Here is a 26,134-nt window from a genome sequence, read left to right on the forward strand (position 1 = left end):
AGCCTCCGCCAAGAAGTTGTCGAGTCCTTCTTTTGAGGAAGCTTTTCATGCAGGATGGGGAAGCCCTCTCAAGAAGTTATACTTTCTTATCCTGTCAAAAAGCTTGCTGCATCCACCGCTGCATCCGCATGTAGCGGTCCAGATCTTTTTCCAGGCGGCGAACGGCATACAGTTCAGACCATTCCCTGGCGTGCCGGTAATACAGTTCGAGGTCGCCCATGATTCGTTCGGGAAAAGAGAGGAAGACCATCAACAGATTCACTTCCTCCGGCCGCCAGGGGAAAACCGCCTGATACGCTGAAAACAGTTCGGACGCTGTCGTCCCTTCCCCTCCCAAGTGAAAATACGCCCGGTAAAACTTGCTGACGTCACGGGCTGGGGTATCGAAAACAGCACGGTCAAAATTGATGAACTGAACATTTCCGGAAGAATCAAGCAGCGTGTGGGCCGGATATGGCGCCCCGTGAACCAGGCTCAAGCGAAAGTGGGCATACGTGCGGTGCTGCTCCCCCCACCGACGCAAGGAGGAGATCGCTGTGGTCGCGGCTTCCGTGAGATACGCCTGGTTCGCCAGGAAGACGGTGTCGAAGGGGGAAGGGTAGCTGCGGGCCCTGGCAATCGCGGCGTTCTTCTCCATCAGCCCGAGCCATTTTTCCCAGCGGGCCAGCAAGGAATCTACCAACGGATCTACTTGACGGGGATCGTCGAAGCGATAATTTTGCGTCAAATGGTGAAGTTCAGCTAAACGAACCAGGGTGGCCCTCCCCCAGACGGGGATTTGCTCTTCGCCAATCGCCGCGGATGGCCGCCACCCGGTAAGGTAGTAGTACTGTTCGTCTCTTTGGACGTACGGTTCGTCGTACTTGGTGTACGCAAGCGGAACAGCTCCGTCCCATCCGCGCTGCTGCAAGTTGCGCAGCAGCCCTGCGACAAACGCCAAACGTCCCGGCGAAGCCGAGGTTCGCTTGCATACGTACGATCCGTACGGAGTCATCACTTTGTACACATTGGGCGCCTTTAACACGTCGATCGTCTGGGCGAACATGTCGTATTCAGGAAACAAGGGGTAGATATCGTCAAATCGGCTCATACGCCACGACCTCTTCGCGCGTCTTCCGCTCGCCGGGCGATGTGGGCAAGCAGTTCATCGACGGATTGCTGCTGCCGGATGGACTCGGCTATCAGGGCTATGTCGCAATCCTCCCGCTGCCCTGCCGAAGCGGCATGGACATACTGGTGCAATGCCTGCCACAGCTCTTGCGGCGGAACCATGAACGCGAGCAGCAATCGGTAATCGGAGTACGTGAGCGGCTTTACCGCCTCATATCCGTCCAAAAAGGCGTCAATCCGGTCCCGTTCTGCCCCCTCCCCGCCAAGCAGCAAATCTCGCAAAAAATGTGCCGTATCCCGCTGCTGAACCGAGAGAGAGGGACTGTAAAAGCCGCGCAGAAAAACGCGCTCCTTCATGATCCCGAGGTTCCCCCGATCCATGAAACGGTGTGACACTGCCAGTTCCGTCTCGTCGAACGATTCCGGCGAGAGCAGCCTTACGCCGCGTCCCATCCTCTCCAAAAGCGGTCTGAATTGGCTGGCAACCCATTTGTCTTCGGGCTGCCACAACCGGGAACGGCTGGTAAAGGAATCGTGAAGGTTGCGAACCCGCTCTGTTTCGGCCGCAATCAGGGCCTGTTCCCGGTTTAACAGGTCTACTGCAGCCGGGGAAGATTGGCTGCTCTGCGCCAGATGCATCGAAGCGACCAACTGTCCGCAAAGTTTCGCCTGCTCCACCGTCGGCGTCAGCGGGGTCCAGGAGCGTACATGATCGGTCAAGGTGTATCCCTTTCTGCCAGATACGACATACGGTTTGGCGTCGCGGGTTCGAATAAATCGTTCCACATCGCGAAATCCCTGCCTGGCAAGCTGCTCCCTCCACATAAAGGACCAGCGCAGCACATCCACCCGCGGCCAAACCCGCAGTTCCTTCGGGCCGCGATTGGTTTCCAACAGATAGAAATCCTCCTGCGGCTGGATGCGGATCACCCGCATGCGGTATCGCTGGCAAATCCGGTTCAACTCTCTTTCGTCACGTAGCACTTGTCTTCACTCCCCCCTCATTGGGGAATGTATAGAACTTGCCCCTCCGTGATGCGGTCTGATTCGAGGCTGTTGGCCTCCATCAAACGGGAGATGGGCACAGAATAACGCTCGGAAATGGACTGCAGGGTCTCTTCGCGTTGAATGATACACATCTTCAGCCGGCTGAACGGCTGCTCTTCTTCACGGACGAACGAGCTTAGACTGCCGACCGCGGTCAATGTGCTGCTTGCCGTCTCGCCGTCGGGCATGTCGGTTTGGTAGGCCTGTTCGGTCGCCTCGGGCGGCGGTGCGGACTGGCGTTTTGACTGAGTGAAGATCGAGGTCAAATTAAGCTCCTCTTCGCTCTCCTTGGCCGGTTTGCCGCTGATCGCAACCCGCAGTTCCGTCTCTTGAGGGACGTCCGGTTGTGCCATGACCTCTTCGGCGCCGACTTCTTCCGCTGCCGCCTCCGCTTCCACTGCCGCTTCGGCTGCGTCCTGATGATCAGGCTCTCCCTCGGCCATCTCCTGTGTCTCAGACTCCGCTGCATTCTCTGCCAGTACCTCTTTTGCCGGCTCCTCTTCGCGGACGGCTGTTTGCTCCGCCTCTGACTGTTCATCCGGCTCGTCATAGGCCAGCTCCGACTCCGCATCGCCAGCGGAGCGGCCCGCTGCGGATGCGGCGGCTTCCGCCTGCTCGTCTGGCTCTTCCGATTCTGCCTGAGCGTAACCGCCGGAAACAGGGCGAACGTCAGTAGATTCGATCGCATTCAACTGTTCCCATACGGGCAGGAAAGGAGGAGCTGGAGGTTGGATCGGCTCCGGCTGCCGTTCCTCGTCCGCTTCTACCGCCCGTTCCAGCGCTTCCAGTTTCTGTTCGATTTCATCCAGGGAAGAGGATGGAACATCCTGCCCGCCCCGATCATCCACTTCGTGGGCGACATGGACAAACTCCCACTCTTCCCCGGCTTTCCTCGCAGTCTCCGGTTCAAACAAGGTGATTCCGGTAAGCTTTAGTTCGGCTTCGATCTGAAGCTGGTTGTTCGCTTTTAACTCGTAGTCCAATCCGTCCACAACCGCAAAAATTTCCCCGACTTCCGCGACGCGGGACAAGGGGATGGTAATATTGAGCGGAATTCTGTGGGTCAGCTCCTGTTCGGTGTCATAGAGAAACGGCGGCTCCGGTCCGGTATTCAGATGGAAGGGGGGAAATTTCATCGCTGACAGCAAGGAGTCCCCTTCGCCCTCTGTTTCCTGGCCTTCCTTCGCCACCAGATACTTTCCCTGAAGATGCAGGCAGCCTGTAATGGAGATATCCTGGGTATTTTCTATAATTTCCACATCGGGAAGCAGTTCCAATTCTTTCAACTCCCCGATGCCTGCTTTATCTGCTGAGAGGAAGATGGTCTCCTTAATGCGAAACGTCAACATGCCATCTTGTAACGACACACTTGCTCCTCCTTTCAGGTAAAAACATTTCCCTATTACTATATGGACAGAAGGAAGTGTTTAGACCATTGGCCCAATCGCTTGCGCCCGGAGCACCAACGGCAAAACGGCAGGCTGCCTGCGTTCGATCGGATCTACAGAGACCACGCGGAGGCGCTGCACTACCTCCTGTCCGTAACCGATGCGCGAGGCGGATTTGCAGATGGAGGACGTAATCGGCAGTTGTTGGAAACTTTACAAAGGAGGAGTTAACTTGGGCAGTACTTCTGTCAATGTCGCGGTCGTCGGGCTCGGTTTTGTCGGGCTGCCGCTCGCCGTGCACATGGCCCGGCACAACTGTGTCGTCCTCGGCATTGACAACGAGCAGTTCGGAAACAGTTACATCCCTGACGTTCCGTCAGACAGTGTAAAAGAGGTGATGCAAGCGAAACGCTTTTCCGCCCGACTGCCATTCGGACAAGTGGGCAAAGCCGATTACGTCATCGTTACCGTGCCCACGCCAATGGATAAGCAGAACAACGAACCCGATCTCAGAGCGCTGGTATCGGCCGCCGAGTATATCGCCGGACACTTGCGGCGGGGTCAGACTGTGGTATTTGAAAGTTCCACCTATCCGGGAACGCTGGAGGAAGTGATCCTGCCGATTCTCGCCACGTCAGGCCTGCAGGCGGGAAAGGATTTTTTCCTGGGTTATTCGCCGGAGAGGATCGATCCCGGCAACAGGCAGTTTGGCATCAGACAGATTCCGAAAGTCATCAGCGGACTAACACCTGCCTGCTGCAAGAAGGTGCAGGAGCTGTACGGCAGGCTGTTCGACACCGTTGTCCCCGTCAGTTCGCCCAAGGTGGCCGAGATGTGCAAGCTGTTTGAGAACATCTACCGCTTCATCAACATCTCGCTCGTCAATGAAATGCTGATTTTGTGCCGGAAGATGAACATCAGCTTCCACGAGACGCTGCAAGCCGCGGCAACGAAGCCGTTCGGATTTACGCCGTTCAAACCGGGGCCAGGCATCGGCGGCCACTGTATCCCTGTCGACCCGCTTTACTTCCAATGGCGGGCAGCCCAGTTCGGATTGACGAGCCGCATGATTGAGGCAGCCAGGACGGTAAACGAGGAAATGCCCAAGGAGATCGCCTCGCTTGTCACTGACCTGCTGAAGCGGCCAGATGCGCCGAACAGCCAACCGTCTGTTCTGCTCCTCGGCGTCGCCTATAAAAAGGACGTGAGCGATCTTCGCGAATCACCCGCATTCGAGATTTTTGCCCTGCTTCAGGAAGCAGGCTTTCAGGTAACCTACCACGATCCCCTCATCCCCGAAATGGAGCTGGCTGGCCGGAAGCACACCTCCATTCCGCTTACCGCAGAGCGGCTCGGGGCGGCGGATCTGGTCGTCGTCATCACGGATCATTCTTCCTTTCATTGGGATTTTATCAGTCGGCACTCCCGGTTTATCCTGGATACGCGCGGAATTTATCCGGAATCACACGATAAGGTGGTTCGATGGGCATGAACCGGAAACGCTGTTTGGTGACCGGAGGTGCCGGATTTATCGGATCTCATCTCGCGGAGCGTCTGCTGGACCTCGGCCATGAGGTGGCCATCGTAGACAACTTTTACCGCGAAGCGCTTTGCGATCGGCCCAAGCTGCCGGGGCCGTTACCGTTGATAAAAGGAAGTACGGCAGATAAACAGCTCATGGACGCGATCATCCCTGAGTTTGACGTCGTCTTTCACCTGGCGGCGATCTTGGGTGTGAAGACGACCATGACACGGCCTGTCGAAATGATTGAAGCCAATGTTGAAGGCACCCGCAACGTATTGGCGGCGGCGTACCGTTCCGGCTGCAAGGTCGTATTCGCATCCAGCTCAGAGGTCTACGGAAAGGGAACTCCTCCCTTTGCCGAAGAGAATGACCGGGTCTATGGCGCGACTGCCAAACTGCGCTGGATCTACGCTGTTGCGAAAACCCTGGAGGAAACACTATGCCTGGGGTATGGTGACAAGGGGCTTCCCGTCACCATCCTGCGGTATTTTAACATATACGGGCCGCGGGCCAAGGAAGGCCCTTATGCCGGAGTGATTCCCCGGTTCATCCGCGCGGCCCTTGCGGGAAACGACTTGCTGGTCTACGGAGACGGTACGCAAACGAGATGCTTTACCTACGTCAGCGATGCCGTCGAAGCGACGGCCAGGGCTGTGGATCCCAAGGCCGATCAGGAAATCCTCAACGTCGGCTCCGCCCATCAAACCAGCATCGGGGCGTTGGCCGTGTTAGTCAAACGCCTGACGGGATCGTCATCGCGGATTGTCAATGTGCCGTTTGAACAGGTGTATTCATTTGGCTTTGAAGAGATCCCCAACCGGTTCCCGGATATGCGAAAGACAAAGCGAATACTCGATTTTTCTGCACGGATCGGCTTGGAAGAAGGCTTGGCCCGGACAATCGACTGGTACCGGGCACGTGGAGGGGAGCGCGGTTGATCTCCGTCGTTGTTCCTGCCTGCAATGAAGCGGCTACCATCGCCGAAGTGATTCACTCCTGCAAACAGCTGGTCCCCATGAGATCATCGTCGTCGCAAACGGCTGTACCGACGAGACTGCAGAGATCGCCCGCCAGAGCGGCGGATGCATCGTGATCGAAGAAGAGAAGCCGCTCGGAAACGACGTGGGGCGGGCCGTCGGCGCGGCAGCTGCCACCGGTGACATCCTGCTCTTTATCGATGCCGATTTTGCGATTGCCCCCAAAAGTTTGCAGCGTTTTCTGGAACCGATCCGGTACGGTCACGCCGATGTGGTGCTAAATGATCTGGATGCCCTCTTCACCGCCAACCAGCGGCCGCACTCCGCCACCGTCTGGCGACAGGTGTTGAACGAACTGATCGGACGCAGTGATCTAAAGATCGATTCTGTGCTGTCAGTTCCCCATGCGATCACCAGAAAGGCGGTTCGAACAATAGGCGTAGAGGCCCTGGCTGATCCGATCGTCGCCCATCTGCGGCTGGTCCAAGCGGGATTTCGCATCGCCCACGGCTATGCGATCGACGTGATCACCCCGAATCGGTTTCGCCCCGATGAGCACGGCCGGTGTGATCACACCCTGCCGCGCGCCGAGAAGCGGATGGCGGGCGATCACCTGGCGGCGCTGGCGGAATTTTTAACCACACCGCGCGGAGGATTCACCGACGGTAACAGGCAAAGAGACATCATCCAGCAGATTGACACAGGCAGCCGGCCTATTCCGGTTGCATCGCCTGGTTGGGGTGTTCAGTCGTCTCTGTACGGCGGGCAGGACCTGTCCGTGATCATCCCCGCGCAAAACGAAGCAGCCGCCATTGGAGAAGTGATCCGCCAAGCGCGAAAAATCGAGCCGAAAGAAATCGTCGTCGTGGTCAACGGCTCCGGGGATGCGACAGCTCGGATTGCCGCAGAGCTCGGGGCAAAAACGATTCTGTTTGAAGAAGCCTTGGGCAACGACGTGGGCCGGGCCGTCGGCGCAAAGGCGGCGGTTGGCGATATTTTGCTCTTCATCGACGGGGACTTCGCGATCCCTCCAGCCGATCTCTACCCGTTTGCCGCTTTTGTCGCCCAAGGAGTGGATGTCGCTTTGAACGACTTGAACTACTACCTGGACCTGCGCTTCCCGCTGCATATCGTGACAGCGTGCAAGTACGCGGTAAACCTGGCTCTGGATCGCCAGGATGTCGGGGCCGGCTCGATGATTGCCGTACCTCATGCAATCAGCCGCCGCGCTCTTCGGCACATCGGCTGGGAGATGCTGCTCTCGCCCGTTGCGGCACAGGTCATGGCCGCCTTGTCCGGATGCTCTGTTCGCTGTGTTCATCGCGTCGAGGCGGATCGGCTCAACCGCATTCGTCCAGACCAGCACTTTGCAGCCGTGGGCTACCCCCCTGCCGTAGAGCGGATCCTTGGCGATCACCTGGAAGGGCTGTACTGCCTGCTGCAGGCGAGGGGGCCAAGAGGCGGTCTGTACGACGGCAATCGGGCCAGGAACAAATTGAAAGGGCTGAACCTGAAGTAGAAGATTTTCTGCTTCAGGATTCAGCCCTTTTTTCCTACGATCTGTTGACCGCCTTTTCCATCGCCTTGTAGCTGGCGTCAATCGTCCGCTCAATATCCTCCTCTGTATGGGCGAGCGAGACAAACATTCCCTCAAACTGGGACGGCGGCAGCATGATGCCTTCTGCCAGCATGTTGTGGAAGTAAGCGGAGAACAGCTTTACATCCGCCTTTTTTGCCGTTTCGTAGTTGATCACCGGCGTGTCGGTAAAGAAGAGACAGACCATCGAACCGACGCGGTTTACCGTATGGGCGATCCCCAGTTTGCGGGCATTGTCGCCAAGCCCTTCGGCCAGGCGGGCAGAGCGCGCTTCCAGCTGTTCGTAAGCGCCGGGTTTGCCGAGCTCCTGCAGCGTGGCAAGTCCGGCCGCCATCGCCAAGGGATTCCCGGAAAGCGTTCCCGCTTGGTAGATCGGGCCTGCCGGAGCGATTTGCTCCATGATCTCCCGCCTGCCGCCGTACGCTCCAACCGGCAAGCCGCCGCCGATCACTTTTCCCATCGTCGTCAAGTCCGGCTTGATCCCGTACAGCTCCTGCGCTCCGCCGCGGGCGACGCGGAAACCGGTCATCACTTCGTCAAAGATCAGCAGTGCGCCGTAGGACTGGGTGATTTCCCTGAGCCCCGGCAAAAACTCCGGAAGCGGAGGAACGACGCCCATGTTGCCGCCGACCGGTTCGACGATCACGGCAGCGATTTCCCGGCCGAACTGTTCAAATGCCAGCCGCACGCTGTCGAGATCGTTGTACGGCACCGTTATCGTGTTCTCTGCCGTTTTCTGCGGGACACCGGGGCTGTCCGGCAGTCCCAGCGTAGCCACGCCGGAACCCGCCTTGATCAAAAGACTGTCGGCGTGGCCGTGGTAGCAGCCCTCAAACTTCATGATTTTGTCCCGCTTGGTATACCCGCGGGCCAGCCGCAGCGCGCTCATCGTCGCCTCCGTACCGGAGTTGACCATGCGGACTACTTCGACTGACGGCACGATTTCACAGACCAGCTTTGCCATTTCCGTCTCCCGCTCCGTCGGCGCTCCAAAGCTGGTTCCAAGCACAGCCGCCTCCTGGATCGCAGCCAAAACGCGCGGGTGCGAGTGCCCGAGGATCAGCGGGCCCCAGGAGCCGATGTAATCGATATACGTATTTCCGTCGACATCCGTCATCCTGGAGCCTTCCCCTTTGTGAATAAACACAGGCGTTCCGCCGACGCTGCCAAACGCGCGGACGGGACTGTTTACTCCACCCGGTATGTACTGCCTTGCTTCGGCAAAAAGCCGCTTCGAATTCTCTACATTGGTATTCATCCCTGACCACCTCAAAAAAGTATGATCGACAATCCTAAAACTTCCATATTGGAAAAAAGCGCCTGTTTGACCATTTCCAAACAAGCGCTTTGCACTTCTCCCTTACAAGCCGAGGCGCTCTGCCACTTCTGCTTCCCACTCGTAGATTTCCGGCGTGAAGTAAGAGACGCGGGTCTTTTTGTATTCCTTGGTCGAGTACAAGGTAATCCGATCGGTAATACCCGTCTCGTCTTCGATCGCCTGCAGAATCGATTCGCACTCTTCCAGATCCCGTCCGTGCACCATCGTAAAGATGTTGTACTTCCAATCCGGATAGGTCGGGCGCAGATAGCAGTGGCTGACAGCGCGGAACGACCCCATCTTCAGGCCGATTTCGTCCGTTTTCTCCGCCGGTACGTTCCAGACGCCCATTCCGTTGGCCCTGAAACCTGCTTTGCGATGGTTCAGCACGGCAGAGAAGCGGCGCATTTTTCCGGCGTCAATCAGTTTTTGGGCGTGGGCAAACAGCTCGTCAGGAGTCATGTTGATGTTCTCTGCCCACGCGTCAAACGGCCGCTTGATAAACGGCAGGTCCTTTTGCAATTCGAGGATGACGGCAATATCCTGATCGGTTACGGGAATCTGCATCGCCGCCTGGCGCATCTCCTCGCTGTAGGTCGGAGCCGCTTTGTCGGCTGCTGCCGCTTCTTTTTTCACATCGAGCTGGACGCCGATTTTAAACAGTTTCAAGGTGGGCAGTATGCGGATCGATTCCACTTCCGCCAGCTCGCCGAGGATGTCTACCGTCTTTTCCAAGCCGTACCGGCTGTTCGGAGGGACGGCGATTGTAAACCAGAGGTTAAAGTCGTGGTTGCGTTTGTAGTTGTGGGTGATGCCGGGATGCTGGTTGAACACCTTCGCCCGTTCATCAAGCTTCTCCGGTGCGATGCGGGCGGCAACCAGGCTGGATTTGTAACCGAGCGCCTTGGTGTCAAAGATCGCCGATGTCTGCCGGATCGTGTCTCCCTTCATTTTGCGCAGACGTTCAAGCAAAATGTCCTCCGTCGTGCCGATCTGTTCGGCGATCACCTTGAACGGCTCGGCGACAAGCGGAATCTCTCTCTGTACCACATCGAGAATCTCACGATCCAACGCATCCATTACATCAACTGACATCTTACTTCCCTCCTTGCAGCCAACCGGCCACGTCTTTGGCGTGATACGTAATGATGATATCCGCTCCGGCCCGCTTAAAGCCCGTCATCATTTCCATCACAATCTTCTCTTCGTCGATCCAGCCCTTTTCGGCGGCTGCTTTGACCATCGAGTACTCGCCGCTGACGTTGTAGACGACGAGCGGCAGGTCAAAGCTTTCCTTCAGACGGTGCACCATGTCGAGGTAAGCGAGCCCCGGTTTTACCATCAGGAAGTCGGCCCCCTCCATGACGTCTGACGCCGCCTCGCGCAGCCCTTCGCGGGCATTGGCCGGATCCATCTGATACGTCTTGCGGTCCCCCGACTTCGGCGACGAATGGGCGGCATCGCGGAACGGTCCGTAGAACGAGGAAGCGTACTTCACGGCGTACGACATGATCGGAACATGAACCATTCCGGCCTCGTCCAGCGCTTCGCGGATCGCTGCCACGAAGCCGTCCATCATGTTGGACGGCGCAATGATATCAGCACCGGCCTTGGCCTGGGAGACAGCCGTCTTCGCGAGCAGGGTCAAGGATTCGTCGTTGTCGATCTGACCGTCTTCTGTCAGCACGCCGCAGTGGCCGTGGTCGGTAAACTGGCACAAGCAGTTGTCGGCGGCAACGATCATATCCGGATAGTCGGCTTTGATCTGGCGAATCGCCCGCTGCACGATCCCCGTGTCAGAGTACGCCTCCGACCCGCAGGCGTCTTTGTGGCCAGGGACGCCAAACAGCATCACAGACGGAATGCCAAGAGCGGCCACCTCCGCCATTTCGTCTTTCAGCCGATCCAGCGAGAAGTGGAAGACTCCCGGCATCGACGGGATCTCCTCCTTGATGTTCTCCCCTTCGACGACGAATAGCGGATACATCAAATCTTCCGTCCGTACATAGTGCTCGCGGACGAGACTTCGCATTCCCTGACTGGTGCGCAGCCGGCGATGGCGATCAAACTGTATAGCCATATTCTCTCCCCCCAAACGGTTAACAGGTTGTTTCTTCTCGGTTTTGCAGGACAGCGTCAAGCAGTCCTTGAATCGTGTACTCCTTGGCGATGACGTGTACAGGCAGGCCCAAATCTTTTGCCGTCCCCGCCGTGATCGGACCGATGCAAGCGATTTGAACCCCTTCAAGCAGTCGGGTCAGGTCGTGTCCGGCCATGGCCTGCACAAAGTTTTTCACTGTGGACGAACTGGTGAAAGTGATCAGCTGGATCGCCTTCTCTTCCAGCAGTTGCGCCGTTTCCGCTGCATTCTCCGCATCTATCACTGTATCATAAGTATCGGCTTCCGTCACTTCCAGCCCCAGCTTCCGCAGCTCGCGCGGCAGCGTCTCGCGAGCGATGTCTGCACGCGGCAGCAGCACCTTTTCGCCCGGTTTCAACTCGCCCTGCAGACTCTCCAGCAGTCCTTCGGCGGTAAAATCGCCCGGCAGCACGGCGACTGTCAGTCCCCGCTCGCGGAGCGCTTCCGCCGTCTTGGGACCGACCGCCGCCAATTTTCCCGAAAGCGTGCGAATGTCGATGCCCAGCTCGCGCATCCTTTGGAAGAAAAAGGATACTCCGTTCACGCTGGTAAACATCACCCAGTCGTACGATCCCAGGTTGGACAGTGCCTCGTCAAGCGGCCTGCTCTCTTTGGGCGACACCATTTTAATCAGCGGAAACTCGTACGCCTCTCCGCCCAGCTCGACGATCTTTTCGCTCAATTCACTCGCTTGGCTGCGGGCGCGCGTCACCAGCACACGCTTGCCGAACAGCGGCTTTTTCTCAAACCACTGCAGCTTGTCGCGCAAGCGGACGACCTCGCCGACGATGATGATCGCCGGATTCGTCAGATTGGCCGCTTCGCGCTTCTCGACGATGTCCTCCAGGGTGCCGACCAGCGTCTCCTGATCGACAGTCGTGCCCCAGCGGATCAGGGCCACAGGAGTCTTCGGCGAGCGGCCGTACTTGATCAGCTGCTCCCGGATGAACGGCAGGTTGCCGACGCCCATGTAAAAAATAATCGTCTCGACAGCGGTAGCCAGTTTCTCCCAATTGATGCTCGACTCCGTCTTGTCCGGCCGCTCATGGCCGGTGACGATGGCGAAAGAAGAATTGAAATCGCGGTGGGTGACGGGAATCCCGGCGTACGCCGGGGCGGCGATTCCGGAAGTAATCCCCGGCACGATCTCATAGGGGATGTCGTGTTTGACCAGTTCTTCCGCCTCTTCGCCGACACGGCCGAAGACGGACGGGTCGCCCCCTTTTAGCCGCGTCACCACTTTTCCTTCCCGGGCTTTCTCGACCAGTACCCGGTTGATCTCTTCCTGTGTCAAGGTGTGCCGGTCGGGAAGCTTGCCGCAGTAGATCAGTTCAACGTCCGGCTTGGCATGGGAGAGCAGCTGGGGACTAGCCAACCGGTCGTAAACGATACAGTCAGCCATCCGAATTGCTTCCAATCCGCGAACCGTGATCAACTTGGGATCCCCGGGACCGGCTCCGACCAAAAATACTTTGCTTCTGCTCATCGCTGATTCTCCTCCCTCACCTTTGCCAGCACGTCGCCTGCACCGCTTGCCAGCAGCCGCTCGGCCACCTGCGATCCCAATGCCGCCGGGTCGCTGCCGGCCAGCGTCTCTTTGTATACCTGCCTGCCTGAGGGATCGGCCACCAGGCCGGTCAAGCGGATCAGCGGCCCGCCGCCCTCGGCATGCCCCTCTTCCACTGTCGCGTACCCGCCGATTGGCACCTGGCAGCTGCCCTGCAGCTTATTCAGCAGCTCTCTCTCCGCGGTCACTGCCAGCCGGGTGGGCTCGTGATCAAGGCGGGACAACAGCGCCAGCAGTTCTTCGTCGTCCTCGCGGCATTCAATGGCAAGCGCCCCCTGGCCAACGGCGGGGAGACTGATCTCGACCGGGAGGAACTGATCGACCGTCCCTTCCCAGCTGACCCGCGCCAGTCCGGCGGCTGCCAGCACGATGGCGTCAAAATTGCCTTCCCGCAGCTTTCGCATGCGGGTGTCGATGTTGCCGCGAATCGGCTCGATGGAGAGGTCCGGACGGTAAGCGAGCAGCTGGGCGGCCCGCCGCAAACTGCTTGTCCCGACCAGCGCCCCCTGCGGCAATTCGTCCAGCGTTTTGCCTTCCTTGGACAGAAGCACGTCCCTGGGGTCGACACGCACCGGAACGGCCCCGATCACAAGTCCGGGCGGCAGTTCCGACGGCATGTCTTTCATGCTGTGGACAGCCATGTCGGTTGCTTTATCCAGCAGCGACTGTTCGATTTCCTTTACGAACAAACCCTTGCCGCCTACCTTGGACAACGTGACGTCCAGGATGACATCCCCTTTGGTCACGATCTCATGTATCTCAAAAGAATAGCCAGGCTCAAGCTTCCTTAGCTGATCGATCACCCAGTTGGTCTGGGTCAATGCCAGCATGCTTTTACGCGAACCTACTTTCCACTGTCTCATCGTTGCCTCCCTGCGCCCCGCCCGTCTTGCGCCGCTCGAGCAAGGCTTCTGCCATCTGATTTTGTTGTTCCTCGGACGCGTGTAAAAACGCGTCGTCAAGCAGCTGTTGAAAAAGCTGCCTTCTCTCTTCGGGATTCTCCACCTCTGCGAGCACCCGCTGTCTCATCTGTGCGAGAAAGTCGAGATACCGCTCGTACTCCGGGCCAAACTCCTGCTCGATCTTCTGCTTGATCTTTCTTGCCAGGGCGGGACTGGCTCCCGATGTAGAAACGGAGATGACCAGCTTCCCGCGATGCACCGAAGACGGGACGATAAAGTTGCACAAGTCGGGCCGATCGACGATGTTGATCCAGCCCCGGTTGGCTGCCACTGCCTGGTAGACGGCCAGATTCACCTCCGGTTGATCGGTCGCCGCCACAACCAGGTCATAGCCGCTTACATCGTGGCCGCCAAAAGGCTCCTTGCGCCAACGGACCTTACCGCAAGCAACCATGTCCGCAAGGCCGGGATGCACCTCGGGCGCGATCAGGGTGACATTCGCGCCCGCCGCAGCCAGCGAACCTGCTTTGCGCAGGGCAACTCCACCGCCGCCGACCACCAGGCAGTCCCGCCCTGTCAGATCGATCATCAAAGGATACTGATTTTTCATAGCTGCTCACCTCTTCAATACATCCAGCGGTGGAAGTTGGAAAAGACATCGGTAAAAACAAAATTTAAGAGTAGAATAACAAATGCGACGAGATTTCCCCAAGCCAGTTTGCGTCCCAGCCAGTCCTCGGTAAACCGTCTGTACAGCAAAACGGAGTAGGCAAGCAGCACCAGGAGCGACATCCAGACTTTTGCGTCCGTCCAGAACCCCCCTGTTTCCACCAACTGGGCCCAAATCGCCCCCAGCAGCAGCGCCAGCAAGAGGAGCGGCACCCCGACCATATTGGTGAAGTACGAGAAGAGCTCCAGCTTATCCAAGCTGGGCAGCCGCCTGAGGAGAGGCGTCCAGCGCTTCTGCTTCAGCAGCTTGTTTTGCAGGAGGTACAGCACCGACAGAATCATCGACAGCGCGAAAGCGGCGTAGCTGAACATGGCCAGCGTGACGTGGATAAACAGCAGCTCGGAAATCACTTTGGAATGGGCAGCGCTCGACGTTTCCGGAAAGAACATGGATGCTGTCAATACGACAAAGCCAATCACATTGAGAAAAAATATCAGCAAATCGACGCGGAAAAAGTAATTGATTGCCAAGGAAACGGTTACCAGTATCCACGAATAAAAAAAGAGCGTCTCAAACAGGGTCAGCACCGGAAAGTAAGGTTTCGCCGCCATTTGCGAAACAAAGAACACGGTTTGCAGCGCCCAAACGACAGCAAGCAACCCGAAAGCGATGCGGTTCGCTTTCCGGTTGCTCAGCAAGAAGTCGTTAAAGTAGAAGAGAACGCTCGCTGCGTAGAGAAAGATCGTCAGATCGTAGATCCATCTCGCTTCCGCCATCGCACCCTCCTCCTTGTATCACCTAAAACTGTTTGCCCGTTTGCGTCGCCAACCCATTTTCACGCCCTGCAGCTTGTTTTTTTCTCTCTTCCCATGCCGCCTCTTGTTCACGGCGTTCCATAATCTCTTCCAGCGCAAAAATCGAGGAGAAAATCTCGAAGACCTCGTCTGCGCGTTTTTGAACCGCCAGTTCCTTCAGGCGAACCATCGGCGAATGCAGCAGCTGGTTGATGATGCCCCGAGTGTGTTTGCGAATGATGTGAAGCTCCTGCTCGGTCAAGCCGGGAAGCTTATTCTCGATTTTGCGCATCGCATCGCTGTGAATGTCCAACGCCTTTTCCCGCAGCGCCGAGATCAGCGGCACTACACCCAGCGTCTGGAACCAGCTCTTGAAGGCGACCATTTCCTCGCCGATCATCGCTTCAATCCGCACCGCCTCCTTGGACCGCTCCTCCAGGTTGCTGGCGACGATGCCTTCCAAATCGTCGATGTCGTAGAGGAAAACGTTGTCCAGTTCGTGCAGTCCCGGGTCCAAGTCCCGCGGCACGGCGATGTCGATCATAAACAGCGGGCGCTGCTTCCGCTGCTTCATAATCGGCTTCAACTGTTCCTTGGTCACAACGTAACCGCTGGCCCCGGTAGAGCTGATCACGATATCGGCCGACAGGAGCAAATCCGGCAGTTGATCCAGCCTGCACGCCTGTCCGTGGAATTTCTCCGCCAGCTGGGCAGCCCGCTCCAGCGTCCGATTGGCGACGCGGACACGCGACACGCCGTTGCTGTGCAGATGTTTGGCTGCCAGCTCGCTCATCTTGCCGGCGCCAATGATCAGGACTTCCTTGCCCTGGAAGGACCCGAAAATCTTTTTGCCGAGTTCAATCGCTGCGTAGCTGACAGATACCGCGTTTTGGCCGATCGCCGTCTCGGTGTGGGCGCGTTTGGCCAGGGTGACGGCCTGTTTAAACAGCGTGTTGAACACGGTTCCGGTCGTGCCGTTCTGCTGGGCCAGAAGAAAAGCGTCTCGCACCTGCCCCAAAATTTGCGTCTCGCCCATCACCATGGAGTCGAGTCCGCAGGTAACCCGGAACAGATGCTCTATCGCTTCATCGTTTTCCTTTATATACAAATGCGGCTGGATTGCTTCTTTGTCGACGCCAAACCATTCCGCCAAAAAATTGCGCGTGTAAAAACGGCCTGTGTGCAGCTGATCGCAGATAACGTAAATTTCCGTGCGATTACAGGTGCCGAGAATGACACTTTCCACCACGCTTTTCGTCTGGGAGAGGAGATGCAAAGCCCGTGGTGTACTGTCGTCATTGAAGGTAAATTTTTCCCGAATTTCAACAGGCGCCGTTTTGTAGTTAAGGCCTAAGAGCAGAATTTCCATAGCTTCCTCCCAGATTTCCATGCGTTTTCTTCTTGTAAAATGCACTCTTATTATAACATTATGTCCCGATAAGGCCACTTTCAAATGTGAAAAGTTTATTAAGCTTGCAAGGCTGGGATTGTCAAGCCCTCCAGCTCGCCCCGGCACCAGAAAAAAGGGAGTAACCATTCTGGCAAAAAAGTGATAAAATGGCTCTATTATCTGTGGAACATGGGGTGCGAAGCGTTGAAAAATTCGATACTTGCTGACATCATTCTGGGGTTGGTCGTCCTCGTTTGGGGCGCGACTTTTGTGGTCGTGCAAAACGCCATCGGACTTTTGCCTCCCAATACCTTTAATGCCGTTCGCTTTATGGTTGCCTCTTTGTTTTTGATCGTCATCATGACCTTGTTTTTCCGCAATGCCTGGTCAACCATCTCGTGGCGGCTTATCGGTGCAGGCGCATTTCTCGGCGTTTGGCTGTTCGGCGGCTACGCGTTTCAAACCGTCGGCCTGCTCTACACGACCCCGTCAAAAGCCGGGTTTATCACGGGGTTGTCCGTTGTGCTCGTCCCGCTGCTGGCTTTTCTGCTTCTCAAGCAGAGGGTAAAGCTGCCGGCGGTGTTCGGAGTGGTGCTGGCGGCGTGCGGTTTGTACCTCTTGACGCTGAAGGGCGCGCTGACGATCAACCTGGGCGATCTGCTGGTCTTTGGCTGCACGATCTGTTTTGCCCTGCAGATCGTCTTTACCGGCAAGTACGCACCGCACTATTCGGCGTTTCTGTTGGCGATTGTGCAGCTTCTGACCGTTTCCGTGCTCAGCTTTAGCTACGCTTTCTGCTTTGAAAACTGGCATCTGGCCTTTGACATCGGCACCATGGCGAAACCGGAAGTAGCCTGGGGATTGTTCGTCACCGCCATTCCAGGTACGGCCTTGGCTTTTTTGGCGCAGACGACGCTGCAAAAAAAGACGTCCCCGACCCGTGTTGCGCTGATCTATTCTTTGGAGCCGGTGTTTGCGGCGCTCACCTCTTATCTGTGGATCAACGAAATTCTTACGGGGCCTCAATTGGTCGGCTGTGCGCTTATCCTGAGTGGAATGATTTTGGCTGAGCTGCCGATCAACGCTTGGGTTAAGCAGTGGAAAGGGCCGCGGACGGGGAGGCCGGAAAAGAGGTCGGCATAGGAAAACGCGAGGTGCAAATCAAAGCGCCTCGCGTTTTTTGCTTTGGTGAATATAGGCCGTGGAGACCGAGAAAAATGGGCTCGCTTCGTTCGTGGCACGCCAGCGGGGAAGCTGGACTGGCCGTCTTCACTCCAAAAAACGGCATGTCGACTAAAAATCACCATGAGTAACTCAACGTAGAATTTGGTCGACAAGCGTGTGCCGTTTTTTTCCGTTCCGACTGGGTGGGCGCTGCCAAGGCCTCAGCTCGCTCCATTTTTCCCGGTCTCAACGAGGCTTTTCTTCTCTAAGTCAGAAAGTCCGTGGTCTTGTATTCCTACCGGGGCAGCCCTATTTCATACTCCTAATACATACTCGCCTGCCATACTCACATTCCTACGGGTGTTTGTCTCAAATGAACTTGAAAAAAGGGCTGGTAATGAAAGGTAGGTTGATTAAACTGTAGAAATCGTCGTAACTTCGGTGTATTTGCATCAATCATTAAACAAACTCCCTTGCTTCCTTTGTCAAGGGAGTTTGTTTAAAAATCTAAAACCACTAAATTTCAAGTGAATCATTATGGAATGTATGTTGTTAAAGATTACTAACGACCTTTAATAATCGTATCGCACAGTAATAGAGTGATCGGCATCGGCCTCAACATCTATCCCCGAGTAAAAATTTACAGTGTGGTCAATATCAATTGCAGCATATGAACCGGTGGATGCCCACGCAGTAACGAACTCATAATCGTACTGATCAGACTCCAATTGGTTGTCTCTAACTATCCATTTAGCATAATCATAGGTCTTATTTAATGTAAGATCAATATCAGGTTCTGAATCAAGTGTATAGGTATACGATATATTAAATGGGAAACTTAAACTAATACTATAAGGGTTAGAGGATGTGTCATTTGGAGAAGCATCATCAAGTTGGTCACCATCAAAGGGAAGATCGTGTTTGACACTGAATCTTTCTGCATCCCAACTCCATGAATACGTTTCGATTGTGCTTGTATCTTTAACATAGAAGAAATCGTAGTCGGAATCAGATTCATCGGTAACTTTATAAAGTTTCCACTGTGAATTTATCGATCCTACTTTGTCGTTTAAATAATATGCATTGGCTATGATATCATATTCGCTATCAACAATTTTGGCTGAGGCCAATGACATATTTGACTTTTCAATATCTTTGTTTTCATGTTCTAAGATTTCCTTCAAATAAATTTCATCGGTTAAATCGATCTTTCCCTTATCATCGTAATTATTAATATCAGAAATAAACACTTTATAGGAAGCATCTTTATCTAGAGTGTAACCAATGATTTCATGTATATTATCGCTAATATTGTATGATCCTTCCTTCTCTTTCAATTTCTTTTTTTCTTTCTTACTGTCATGGAAGGAAACTTTAATCGTTTCTTTTGAATCACTGCTTTCTATTTTAGAATATATGTTTTCTATTCCTAATAGTTCACAGTATTCTTCAACAGTAAGACCACCATATAAGAATACCTTTTTACCATCAGAAAGAGCGGTTTGTAGAGATTCTTGTAATTTTTTGTCTCCTTTAACATCTTTATAGTTATAGGCGATTGAATTAAATTCAGATACATCTTCTTTTTCCTCAGGATGAATAGATTTTATTATGATTTTTTTATCTTTTAATGCCTGTTTAACATTATCAAATGCACCATTATCGGACCAGAAATCTAAATTTTCTAAATTATTCCGGGATGCAAATAGCAGTTCCTTGGATTCGGATTTTGCAAGTACACTTTTTGACTGTAAATTAATGGAGTAAGGAGAAAGTGTAATTGCTGACGTAAGTATTCCAACCAATGCCACTCGACAAATGTTTTGCTCGAAAAATGAAAATTTTTTGAGCATTTTTGCCTCCTTATTTTTTACTCTTATGGTAGAGTTTATGATTTAAAAATCTAATATAACACAGTAGGAGTGAGATGTAAACTGAAAAATGTAAAAATGTGTTATTGTTTTGTAGAATAATGGAAATAACTATATCTTATCATCTTCCATATGGCAAATTAGAATTCTGTCAAGATTAATGGTTTTTTTATAGCCTATGTGCCTGTGATGACATAGAAGAATTCGGTAATTGTTTTCATGTTTATTCATTTCAGGAGGAATTAAATTCAAACAACCTAATCCTGATACTAACAGGCTTAGGTTGTTTAAATTTTATCTTTGTAGGTTTTGAAAATCCGTATAAAGGAGTAAATAAAGCGACGAATATAGATCACTATGCTATTTCGATACGGAAAAATGTAAACCGAACACTGATATATTCAAAAAAGATTCGATAGACTTATTATTGATCAAATCGGCGAGTCGCTTACGGCGACTTCGGCGCAGTCGCAGCCTGCGGATCGCCAGCCTCGTTCAAGCGGCGGTTGATTTCAGCCCAGAGTTCGTCCTTGCCTTGGCCGGTCTCGGAGGAGAAGACGATCAGCGTATCGGACGGCCGCATGTTCAGCGTATTGCGGATCACCTTCAGGTGCTGCTGCCACCTTCCGCGGGCGATCTTGTCTCCCTTGGTCGCGACGACGACGGTGTCCAGGCCGATCTGCTTGCAGTACTCGTACATGGCCACATCGTCTTTGCTGGGAGCGTGGCGGATGTCGACGAGCTGGATGATGAACTTCAGCTCTTTGCGGCTGGTCAAATAGGTGTCGATCATCCCGCCCCATTGGCTCTTGAGCGATTTGGACACTTTGGCGTAGCCGTAGCCGGGAAAGTCGACAAAGTAGAGTGATTTGTTCACGAGAAAGTAGTTGAGCGTCTGCGTCTTGCCCGGCCTGGAGCTCGTCCTCGCCAAGGCTTTGCGGTTTAGCATTTTGTTGATGAGAGACGACTTCCCGACATTGGAGCGACCTGCCAGGGCGATCTCCGGCAGGCCTTCCGTCGGGTACTGTTTCGGGGAAACAGCGCTGATGATAAATTCGGCAGAAGTAACCTTCATCTTACTTCACCAAATCATTCTTGACCAAGGCATGGATAAGGACGTCATTCAAGTGATCCACAGGGATAAACCGCAGCTCCTTGCGTACGCTCTCCGGAATGTCGTCAATGTCTTTTTCATTCTCCTTGGGAATGATAACCTCCTGCAATCCGGCCCGGTGAGCGGACAGCGCCTTTTCCTTCAAACCGCCAATCGGCAGCACCCGCCCCCGCAGGGTAATCTCGCCTGTCATTCCCACTTCCTTGCGAACGGCAATGCCCGTCAGCGCAGACACCAAAGCGGTCGCCATCGTAATCCCGGCAGAAGGGCCGTCTTTGGGAATCGCTCCCTCCGGGACGTGGATGTGAATGTCGTTTTTCTCGTAAAACTCGGGGTCGATCTTCCACTCATTGGCACGGGAGCGGATGTAGCTGAACGCCGCCTGCGCAGATTCCTTCATCACGTCGCCGAGCTGCCCGGTCAAGGTGAGCTTTCCTTTCCCCGGCAGCACGCTTACCTCTACATTGAGCGTATCTCCGCCCGTCTCCGTCCAAGCCAGCCCGGTAACCGAACCGACCTGATCCTCCCGCTCGGCCAAGCCGAAGCGGTAGCGGGGCTTGCCCAGCAGCGTCTCCACAGTGTTCGGCGTCACGACCACCCGCTTTTTCTCGCCGCTGACGATCAGCTTGGCCGCTTTTCGGCAGATGTTGGCCGCCTCCCGGTTCAAATTGCGCACGCCTGCCTCCCTGGTGTACTGGCGGATCACCTTTAGCATCGCCTCTTCGTTGACCTGCAGTTTATCTTTGCCAAGCCCGTGTTCTTGCATTTGCTTGGGCAGCAGGTAACCCTGCATGATCTTCAGCTTCTCCACTTCGGTATAACCGGAGATGTAGATCGTCTCCATCCGGTCAAGCAAGGGACGAGGGATGGTGTGCAGCGTATTGGCCGTCGTGATGAACATCACCTGTGACAAGTCGTACGTCTCTTCTATGTAGTGGTCGCTGAACTTGTCGTTCTGATTGGGGTCCAGGACTTCCAGCAGGGCGGAAGCGGGGTCGCCGCGGAAGTCGGATGCCAGCTTGTCGATTTCGTCCAACAGAAAGACGGGATTGACTGTCCCCGCCGACTTCATCCCTTGGATAATCCGCCCCGGCATGGCGCCGACATACGTGCGGCGATGGCCGCGAATTTCCGCTTCATCGCGAACCCCGCCGAGCGAGATGCGGACAAATTCGCGCTCCAGCGCACGGGCAATCGAGCGGGCCAGCGATGTTTTCCCCACGCCGGGCGGACCGACGAGGCAGAGAATCGGACCGCGCATGTGGTTGACCAGCTTTTGCACGGCCAGGTATTCCAGCACCCGTTCCTTTGGCTTCTCCAGCCCGTAGTGGTCTTCGTTCAGCACCTTTTCGGCATGCGCGATATCGAGGTTGTCGATCGTCTTGCGCGTCCACGGCAGAGCGAGCAGAGTGTCAACATACGTGCGGATGACACTTCCCTCGGCAGATGTGGACGGCATCTTTTCCAGACGTTCCAGTTCCTTCTTGATCTTGCTCCTGATCCGGTCCGGAACATCCGACTTGTCCAACTGCTCCAGCAGTTCGTCCACTTCTCCGGCGCGCCCTTCCTTTTCCCCGAGCTCCTTTTGGATCGCCTTCATCTGTTCGCGCAAGTAGTACTCTTTTTGCGTCTTTTCCATCTGTTTTTTCACACGCTGCCCGATCTTGCGTTCCAACTCGAGAATATCCCGTTCGTTGTTGAGGATTTTGAGCAGGATTTCCAGCCGCTCTTGAATGTCGACGGTCTCCAGAATCTGCTGTTTATCCTGCATCTTCAAGGGCAGGTGGGAAGCGATAACGTCGGCAAGCCTTCCCGGCTCTTCGATGTCGCTTACGGATGAGAAGGTTTCCGGGGAGATTTTTTTCGACAGCTTGATGTACTGCTCAAAGTGATTCAACACGGAGCGCATCAATGCTTCTACTTCGTTCTCCTTTCCCGGATTCTCTTCCAGGTATGTAATGATTACTTGGAAATAATCGTCTTCGCGGGTAAATTCTTCAATTTTCGCCCGCTGCAGCCCCTCAACCAGGACGCGTATCGTACCGTTGGGCAGCTTCAGCATCTGCTTGACGCGGGCAACCGTCCCCACTTGAAAAATTTGGGCGGCTCCCGGGTCTTCCACTTGAACTTCTTCTTGTGTAGCCAACAAAATTTTATTGTCATCCACCATGGCTCGTTCCAAGGCCTTGATTGATTTTTCCCGACCTACGTCCAGGTGGAGAACCATGCTAGGATACACCAGCAACCCGCGGAGCGGTAACAATGGAATCTCTCTTTTTCCACTCGTATCTTCCATGGCCATGCTCCCCCAATCCTCCTGTAAACTCATGCTCTTCTTGGATTTGTAGCGTTTTTGTTCCATTTTATCGTAAACCGGAGACAATGTCTAATCTGCCGGACAGTTGCCGGCGTTTTCCGGGCAAACGAAGGGCAGCCCAGACCCCAAACAGCCGGGCTGTTACATCGGCAGGCTGGACGAGGCCAAGCCGTCTGCCTGGATCGGCACGGAAAACGGCGCAGCCGCCGGTTCGCTCACCTCTTCGGTTTCTTCCACCAGAGACAGGCGAATGGCCTCTTCTACCGTCGACACAGGGATGATCTGAATCTCCTTCATCTCCTCGAAGATCGACTGCCAATTCTCCGCCGGAATCAAGACGCGTGTCGCCCCCGCAAGTTTGGCTGCCTCCACCTTGGCGACCACGCCGCCGACCGGCTTTACTTTGCCGTGAATGCTCACTTCGCCGGTCAGCGCTACCCGGTTGTCGATCGGCTTTTCCTTGATCGCCGAGTAGATCGCGGCGGCAATCGTAATCCCTGCAGAAGGGCCGTCGATCGGGATGCCGCCGGGGAAGTTGATGTGCAGGTCGTAATCGCAGGGGCAGAGGCCCATCCGCTGAAGGACGGTCAGGACATTTTCGATCGAACCTTTGGCCATCGACTTGCGGCGGATCGTCCGGCTGCGGCCGCCCATTTCTTCCTCCTCCACCAACCCGGTCATCGTCACCCGTCCGCTGCCGGGGACCAGGGCGGGAGAGGCGGTCACTTCCAGCTCCATGACGGTGCCCATGTTGGGTCCGTACACAGCCAAACCGTTGACGAGGCCGACCTGCGGCTGCTCGTGCACCTGTTTCTCCTGGCGCGGGGATTTTTGGCTGCTGTGCACGACCCATTCCACATCGGATGCCCGAATCTCCTGTCTGCCTTCGGTAAGTGCAATGCCGGCAGCGATTTGCAGCGTGTTGATCGCTTCCCGCCCGTTCGTCGCGTACAGCTGAATCACTTCAGCTGCTTCCTGCGAGACTTCCATCTCCATCTTTTGCGAAGCCGTCCTGACGATACTGCCAATCTCCTGCGGCTTCAACGGGCGGAAGAATATTTCCAGGCAGCGCGAACGCAGGGCCGGAGGGATGTCCTCCGGTGTGCGGGTGGTCGCCCCTACCAAACGGAAGTCCGCCGGCAGCCCGTACTGAAAGATGTCGTGAATGTGCTGGGGAATTTGCGTATTTTCTTCGCTGTAGTAAGCGCTCTCCAGGATCACCCGCCGGTCCTCCAGCACTTTGAGCAGCTTGTTCATTTGAATGGGATGAAGCTCGCCGATTTCGTCGAGAAACAAAACCCCGCCATGCGCTTTGGTAACGGCACCCGGTTTAGGCTGCGGGATTCCCGCTTGCCCAAGCGAACCGGCTCCTTGATAGATCGGATCGTGCACCGAGCCAATCAGCGGGTCGGCGATTCCCCGTTCGTCAAAGCGGGCAATCGTCGCGTCAATCTCGACAAACTTGGCATCCTGCTTAAACGGCGAGTGGGCCGTCTTCTTCGCCTCTTCAAGCACCACGCGGGCAGCGGCAGTCTTGCCGACGCCGGGGGGACCGTAGATGATCACATGCTGCGGATTGGGCCCGCACAGTGCGGCCCGCAGCGCCCGCAGTCCGTCTTCCTGACCGACGATCTCACTCAGTGAAGCGGGGCGAGTCTTTTCCGAGAGCGGTTCCGTAAGGGCGACCATGCGCAGCTTGCGCAATTGATCCACTTCTTTTCGCGACTCGCGGTCAACGGACGTCTTCGAGTTCCTTTGGGTTTTGAGCAGATTCCAAAAATAAGCGCCGATGATGACACCGACGACTACTTCAATGCTGGCGATGACTAGAGTCGTATACTCCATCTTGGTATTCCCTCCCATGAAATCCGTGTATGCGAGGACACGTCCGCAAAACTATATAGAGTAGTATTGCCCGCAGAGAGGGGGAGTAAACGAAAAAAGCCGCCCTTCGGTGAAAAGGGTGGCAGAAGTTCTTTATGCCGATTCGCTTCGGACGATATCTCCTTCTTTATTCGTCAAGAGCGGCTTCGCTTTTTCGCGAACGGTCTCTTCCGTGATGCGGCACTTCTCGACATCTTCGCGGGACGGCAATTCGTACATCATGTCAAGCATGATCTGTTCGATGATCGCCCGCAGACCGCGCGCCCCGGTGTTGCGCTTGATCGCTTCCAGAGCGATCTGCCGCAGCGCTCCTTCCTCGAATTCCAGTTCGACACCGTCGAGGCTGAGCAGTTTTTGGTACTGTTTGATCAGCGCGTTTTTCGGCTCGGTCAAGATCCGGATCAGCGTTTCCTCATCGAGCGGCTCCAGTGTAGCCATCACCGGCAAACGGCCGACAAATTCCGGGATCAGCCCGAACTTCAGCAAGTCTTCCGGCAAGACGTACTTCAGGTACTCCCCTGCCTTCAGATCGCCCGAGATCCCTTCCGCCGTATCCGCGCCAAAGCCGATGACTTTCTTGCCGATCCGCCGTTTGATGATCTGTTCAATGCCGTCAAAGGCACCGCCGCAGATAAACAGGATGTTGGAGGTATCAATCTGGATAAACTCCTGATGCGGGTGTTTGCGGCCGCCTTGTGGCGGAACGCTGGCCACCGTGCCTTCAAGGATTTTCAGCAGCGCCTGCTGTACGCCCTCGCCCGACACGTCGCGGGTGATGGACGGATTTTCCGATTTGCGGGCCACCTTGTCAATCTCGTCGATGTAAATAATGCCTTTTTCCGCTTTTTCCACGTCGTAATCGGCCGCCTGGATCAGCTTCAACAGGATGTTCTCAACGTCTTCTCCGACGTAGCCGGCCTCGGTGAGCGAGGTGGCGTCAGCGATCGCAAACGGCACGTTCAGAATGCGGGCGAGCGTCTGCGCCAGCAGGGTCTTTCCGCTCCCGGTCGGTCCGATCAACACGATATTGGACTTCTGCAGCTCGACCTCTTCGATTTTGGCGCCTGTATTGATCCGTTTGTAGTGATTGTAGACGGCGACAGACAGCGATTTTTTTGCCAAATCCTGGCCGATGACGTAATCGTCGAGGATTTTGCGGATTTCCATCGGCTTGGGAATTTCCTTCATGTCGACGTCTTCTTCGTTGCCGAGCTCCTCTTGGACAATTTCGTTGCAGAGCTCGATACATTCGTCACAAATGTACACACCCGGTCCAGCGACCAACTTGCGCACCTGCTCCTGTGATTTTCCACAGAACGAACACTTCAACTGGCCCTTATCATCGTTGAACTTAAACAT

The 26,134-nt window shown here is 55.1% G+C and carries 19 protein-coding genes and 1 pseudogene; 4 read left to right on the forward strand and 16 right to left on the reverse strand.

The window, feature by feature from the left end; genetic code table 11:
* Positions 1 to 94: 94 nt before the first annotated feature.
* From HGBM_RS05905 to HGBM_RS05915, 3 genes are read right to left on the reverse strand one after another with little or no spacing between them, the layout of a single operon-like run.
* A complete protein-coding gene (locus HGBM_RS05905; protein WP_019120168.1) occupies positions 95 to 1,090 on the reverse strand; it encodes a protein kinase family protein in 996 nt (331 codons plus the stop codon).
* Positions 1,087 to 2,094 (reverse strand): hypothetical protein, encoded by a 1,008-nt coding sequence (locus HGBM_RS05910; protein WP_026074238.1) that lies wholly within the window; start codon positions 2,092 to 2,094, stop codon positions 1,087 to 1,089. The genes HGBM_RS05905 and HGBM_RS05910 overlap by 4 nt, the downstream gene beginning before the upstream one ends.
* A gap of 17 nt (positions 2,095 to 2,111) precedes the next feature.
* Positions 2,112 to 3,524 carry a LysM peptidoglycan-binding domain-containing protein gene (locus HGBM_RS05915; protein ID WP_019120170.1) on the reverse strand — a complete coding sequence of 471 codons (1,413 nt, stop codon included), beginning with the start codon at positions 3,522 to 3,524 and terminating at the stop codon, positions 2,112 to 2,114.
* 202 nt (positions 3,525 to 3,726) lie between these two features.
* On the opposite strand from HGBM_RS05915, the gene HGBM_RS05920 reads away from it, so the two are divergent.
* The 3 genes and pseudogenes from HGBM_RS05920 to HGBM_RS05935 all read left to right on the forward strand — a co-directional run bounded on the left by HGBM_RS05920 (position 3,727) and on the right by HGBM_RS05935 (position 7,566).
* The gene (locus HGBM_RS05920) at positions 3,727 to 5,037 is read left to right on the forward strand and encodes a nucleotide sugar dehydrogenase (protein WP_051029625.1); all 1,311 of its coding nucleotides are present in this window, start codon (positions 3,727 to 3,729) and stop codon (positions 5,035 to 5,037) included.
* Entirely contained in the window at positions 5,034 to 6,008 is a 975-nt protein-coding gene (locus HGBM_RS05925; RefSeq protein WP_019120172.1) for an NAD-dependent epimerase/dehydratase family protein, read from the forward strand. The genes HGBM_RS05920 and HGBM_RS05925 overlap by 4 nt, the downstream gene beginning before the upstream one ends.
* Positions 6,005 to 7,566: pseudogene (locus HGBM_RS05935) on the forward strand (glycosyltransferase family 2 protein). The gene HGBM_RS05925 and the pseudogene HGBM_RS05935 overlap by 4 nt, the downstream one beginning before the upstream one ends.
* 34 nt (positions 7,567 to 7,600) lie before the next feature.
* Here the strand turns inward: HGBM_RS05935 and hemL are convergent.
* The 8 genes from hemL to hemA form a co-directional block, all read right to left on the reverse strand.
* Entirely contained in the window at positions 7,601 to 8,902 is a 1,302-nt protein-coding gene (gene hemL, locus HGBM_RS05940) for a glutamate-1-semialdehyde 2,1-aminomutase (RefSeq protein WP_019120175.1), read from the reverse strand.
* 102 nt (positions 8,903 to 9,004) lie between these two features.
* Positions 9,005 to 10,057: a siroheme decarboxylase subunit alpha gene (ahbA, locus tag HGBM_RS05945; RefSeq protein WP_019120176.1), complete on the reverse strand. Its 1,053-nt coding sequence runs from the start codon at positions 10,055 to 10,057 to the stop codon at positions 9,005 to 9,007.
* 1 nt (position 10,058) lies between these two features.
* Positions 10,059 to 11,042, reverse strand: a complete 984-nt coding sequence (gene hemB / locus HGBM_RS05950; RefSeq protein ID WP_019120177.1) for a porphobilinogen synthase — start codon at positions 11,040 to 11,042, stop codon at positions 10,059 to 10,061.
* Positions 11,043 to 11,061: 19 nt separating this feature from the next.
* Positions 11,062 to 12,588, reverse strand: a complete 1,527-nt coding sequence (gene cobA / locus HGBM_RS05955; protein ID WP_019120178.1) for a uroporphyrinogen-III C-methyltransferase — start codon at positions 12,586 to 12,588, stop codon at positions 11,062 to 11,064.
* Complete coding sequence (hemC, locus tag HGBM_RS05960) at positions 12,585 to 13,532, reverse strand: hydroxymethylbilane synthase (RefSeq protein WP_019120179.1); 948 nt, start codon at positions 13,530 to 13,532, stop codon at positions 12,585 to 12,587. Before hemC ends, cobA begins: the two co-directional genes overlap by 4 nt.
* On the reverse strand, positions 13,504 to 14,181 hold the full coding sequence (locus HGBM_RS05965; protein ID WP_019120180.1) for a precorrin-2 dehydrogenase/sirohydrochlorin ferrochelatase family protein: 678 nt from the start codon (positions 14,179 to 14,181) through the stop codon (positions 13,504 to 13,506). Before HGBM_RS05965 ends, hemC begins: the two co-directional genes overlap by 29 nt.
* Positions 14,182 to 14,195: 14 nt before the next feature.
* The gene (locus HGBM_RS05970) at positions 14,196 to 15,017 is read right to left on the reverse strand and encodes a cytochrome C assembly family protein (RefSeq protein ID WP_019120181.1); all 822 of its coding nucleotides are present in this window, start codon (positions 15,015 to 15,017) and stop codon (positions 14,196 to 14,198) included.
* 22 nt (positions 15,018 to 15,039) lie between these two features.
* Positions 15,040 to 16,404: a glutamyl-tRNA reductase gene (gene hemA, locus HGBM_RS05975; protein WP_026074240.1), complete on the reverse strand. Its 1,365-nt coding sequence runs from the start codon at positions 16,402 to 16,404 to the stop codon at positions 15,040 to 15,042.
* Between the two features lie 225 nt (positions 16,405 to 16,629).
* Here hemA and HGBM_RS05980 point away from each other — a divergent pair, with 225 nt between their 5' ends.
* Entirely contained in the window at positions 16,630 to 17,568 is a 939-nt protein-coding gene (locus tag HGBM_RS05980; protein WP_019120183.1) for a DMT family transporter, read from the forward strand.
* Positions 17,569 to 18,161: 593 nt separating this feature from the next.
* Here the strand turns inward: HGBM_RS05980 and HGBM_RS05985 are convergent.
* The 5 genes from HGBM_RS05985 to clpX form a co-directional block, all read right to left on the reverse strand.
* Positions 18,162 to 19,442, reverse strand: coding sequence for a hypothetical protein (locus HGBM_RS05985; protein WP_019120184.1), 1,281 nt, complete (start codon positions 19,440 to 19,442; stop codon positions 18,162 to 18,164).
* Between the two features lie 466 nt (positions 19,443 to 19,908).
* Complete coding sequence (yihA, locus tag HGBM_RS05990; RefSeq protein ID WP_019120185.1) at positions 19,909 to 20,535, reverse strand: ribosome biogenesis GTP-binding protein YihA/YsxC; 627 nt, start codon at positions 20,533 to 20,535, stop codon at positions 19,909 to 19,911.
* Between the two features lies 1 nt (position 20,536).
* Positions 20,537 to 22,870 carry an endopeptidase La gene (gene lon, locus HGBM_RS05995; RefSeq protein WP_026074241.1) on the reverse strand — a complete coding sequence of 778 codons (2,334 nt, stop codon included), beginning with the start codon at positions 22,868 to 22,870 and terminating at the stop codon, positions 20,537 to 20,539.
* Between the two features lie 162 nt (positions 22,871 to 23,032).
* Complete coding sequence (gene lonB / locus HGBM_RS06000; RefSeq protein WP_019120187.1) at positions 23,033 to 24,736, reverse strand: ATP-dependent protease LonB; 1,704 nt, start codon at positions 24,734 to 24,736, stop codon at positions 23,033 to 23,035.
* A 132-nt stretch (positions 24,737 to 24,868) separates the two neighbouring features.
* Positions 24,869 to 26,134, reverse strand: coding sequence for an ATP-dependent protease ATP-binding subunit ClpX (gene clpX, locus HGBM_RS06005; RefSeq protein WP_019120188.1), 1,266 nt, complete (start codon positions 26,132 to 26,134; stop codon positions 24,869 to 24,871).

This window comes from Brevibacillus massiliensis, from assembly GCF_000311785.1.
GTDB lineage: Bacteria > Bacillota > Bacilli > Brevibacillales > Brevibacillaceae > Brevibacillus_C > Brevibacillus_C massiliensis.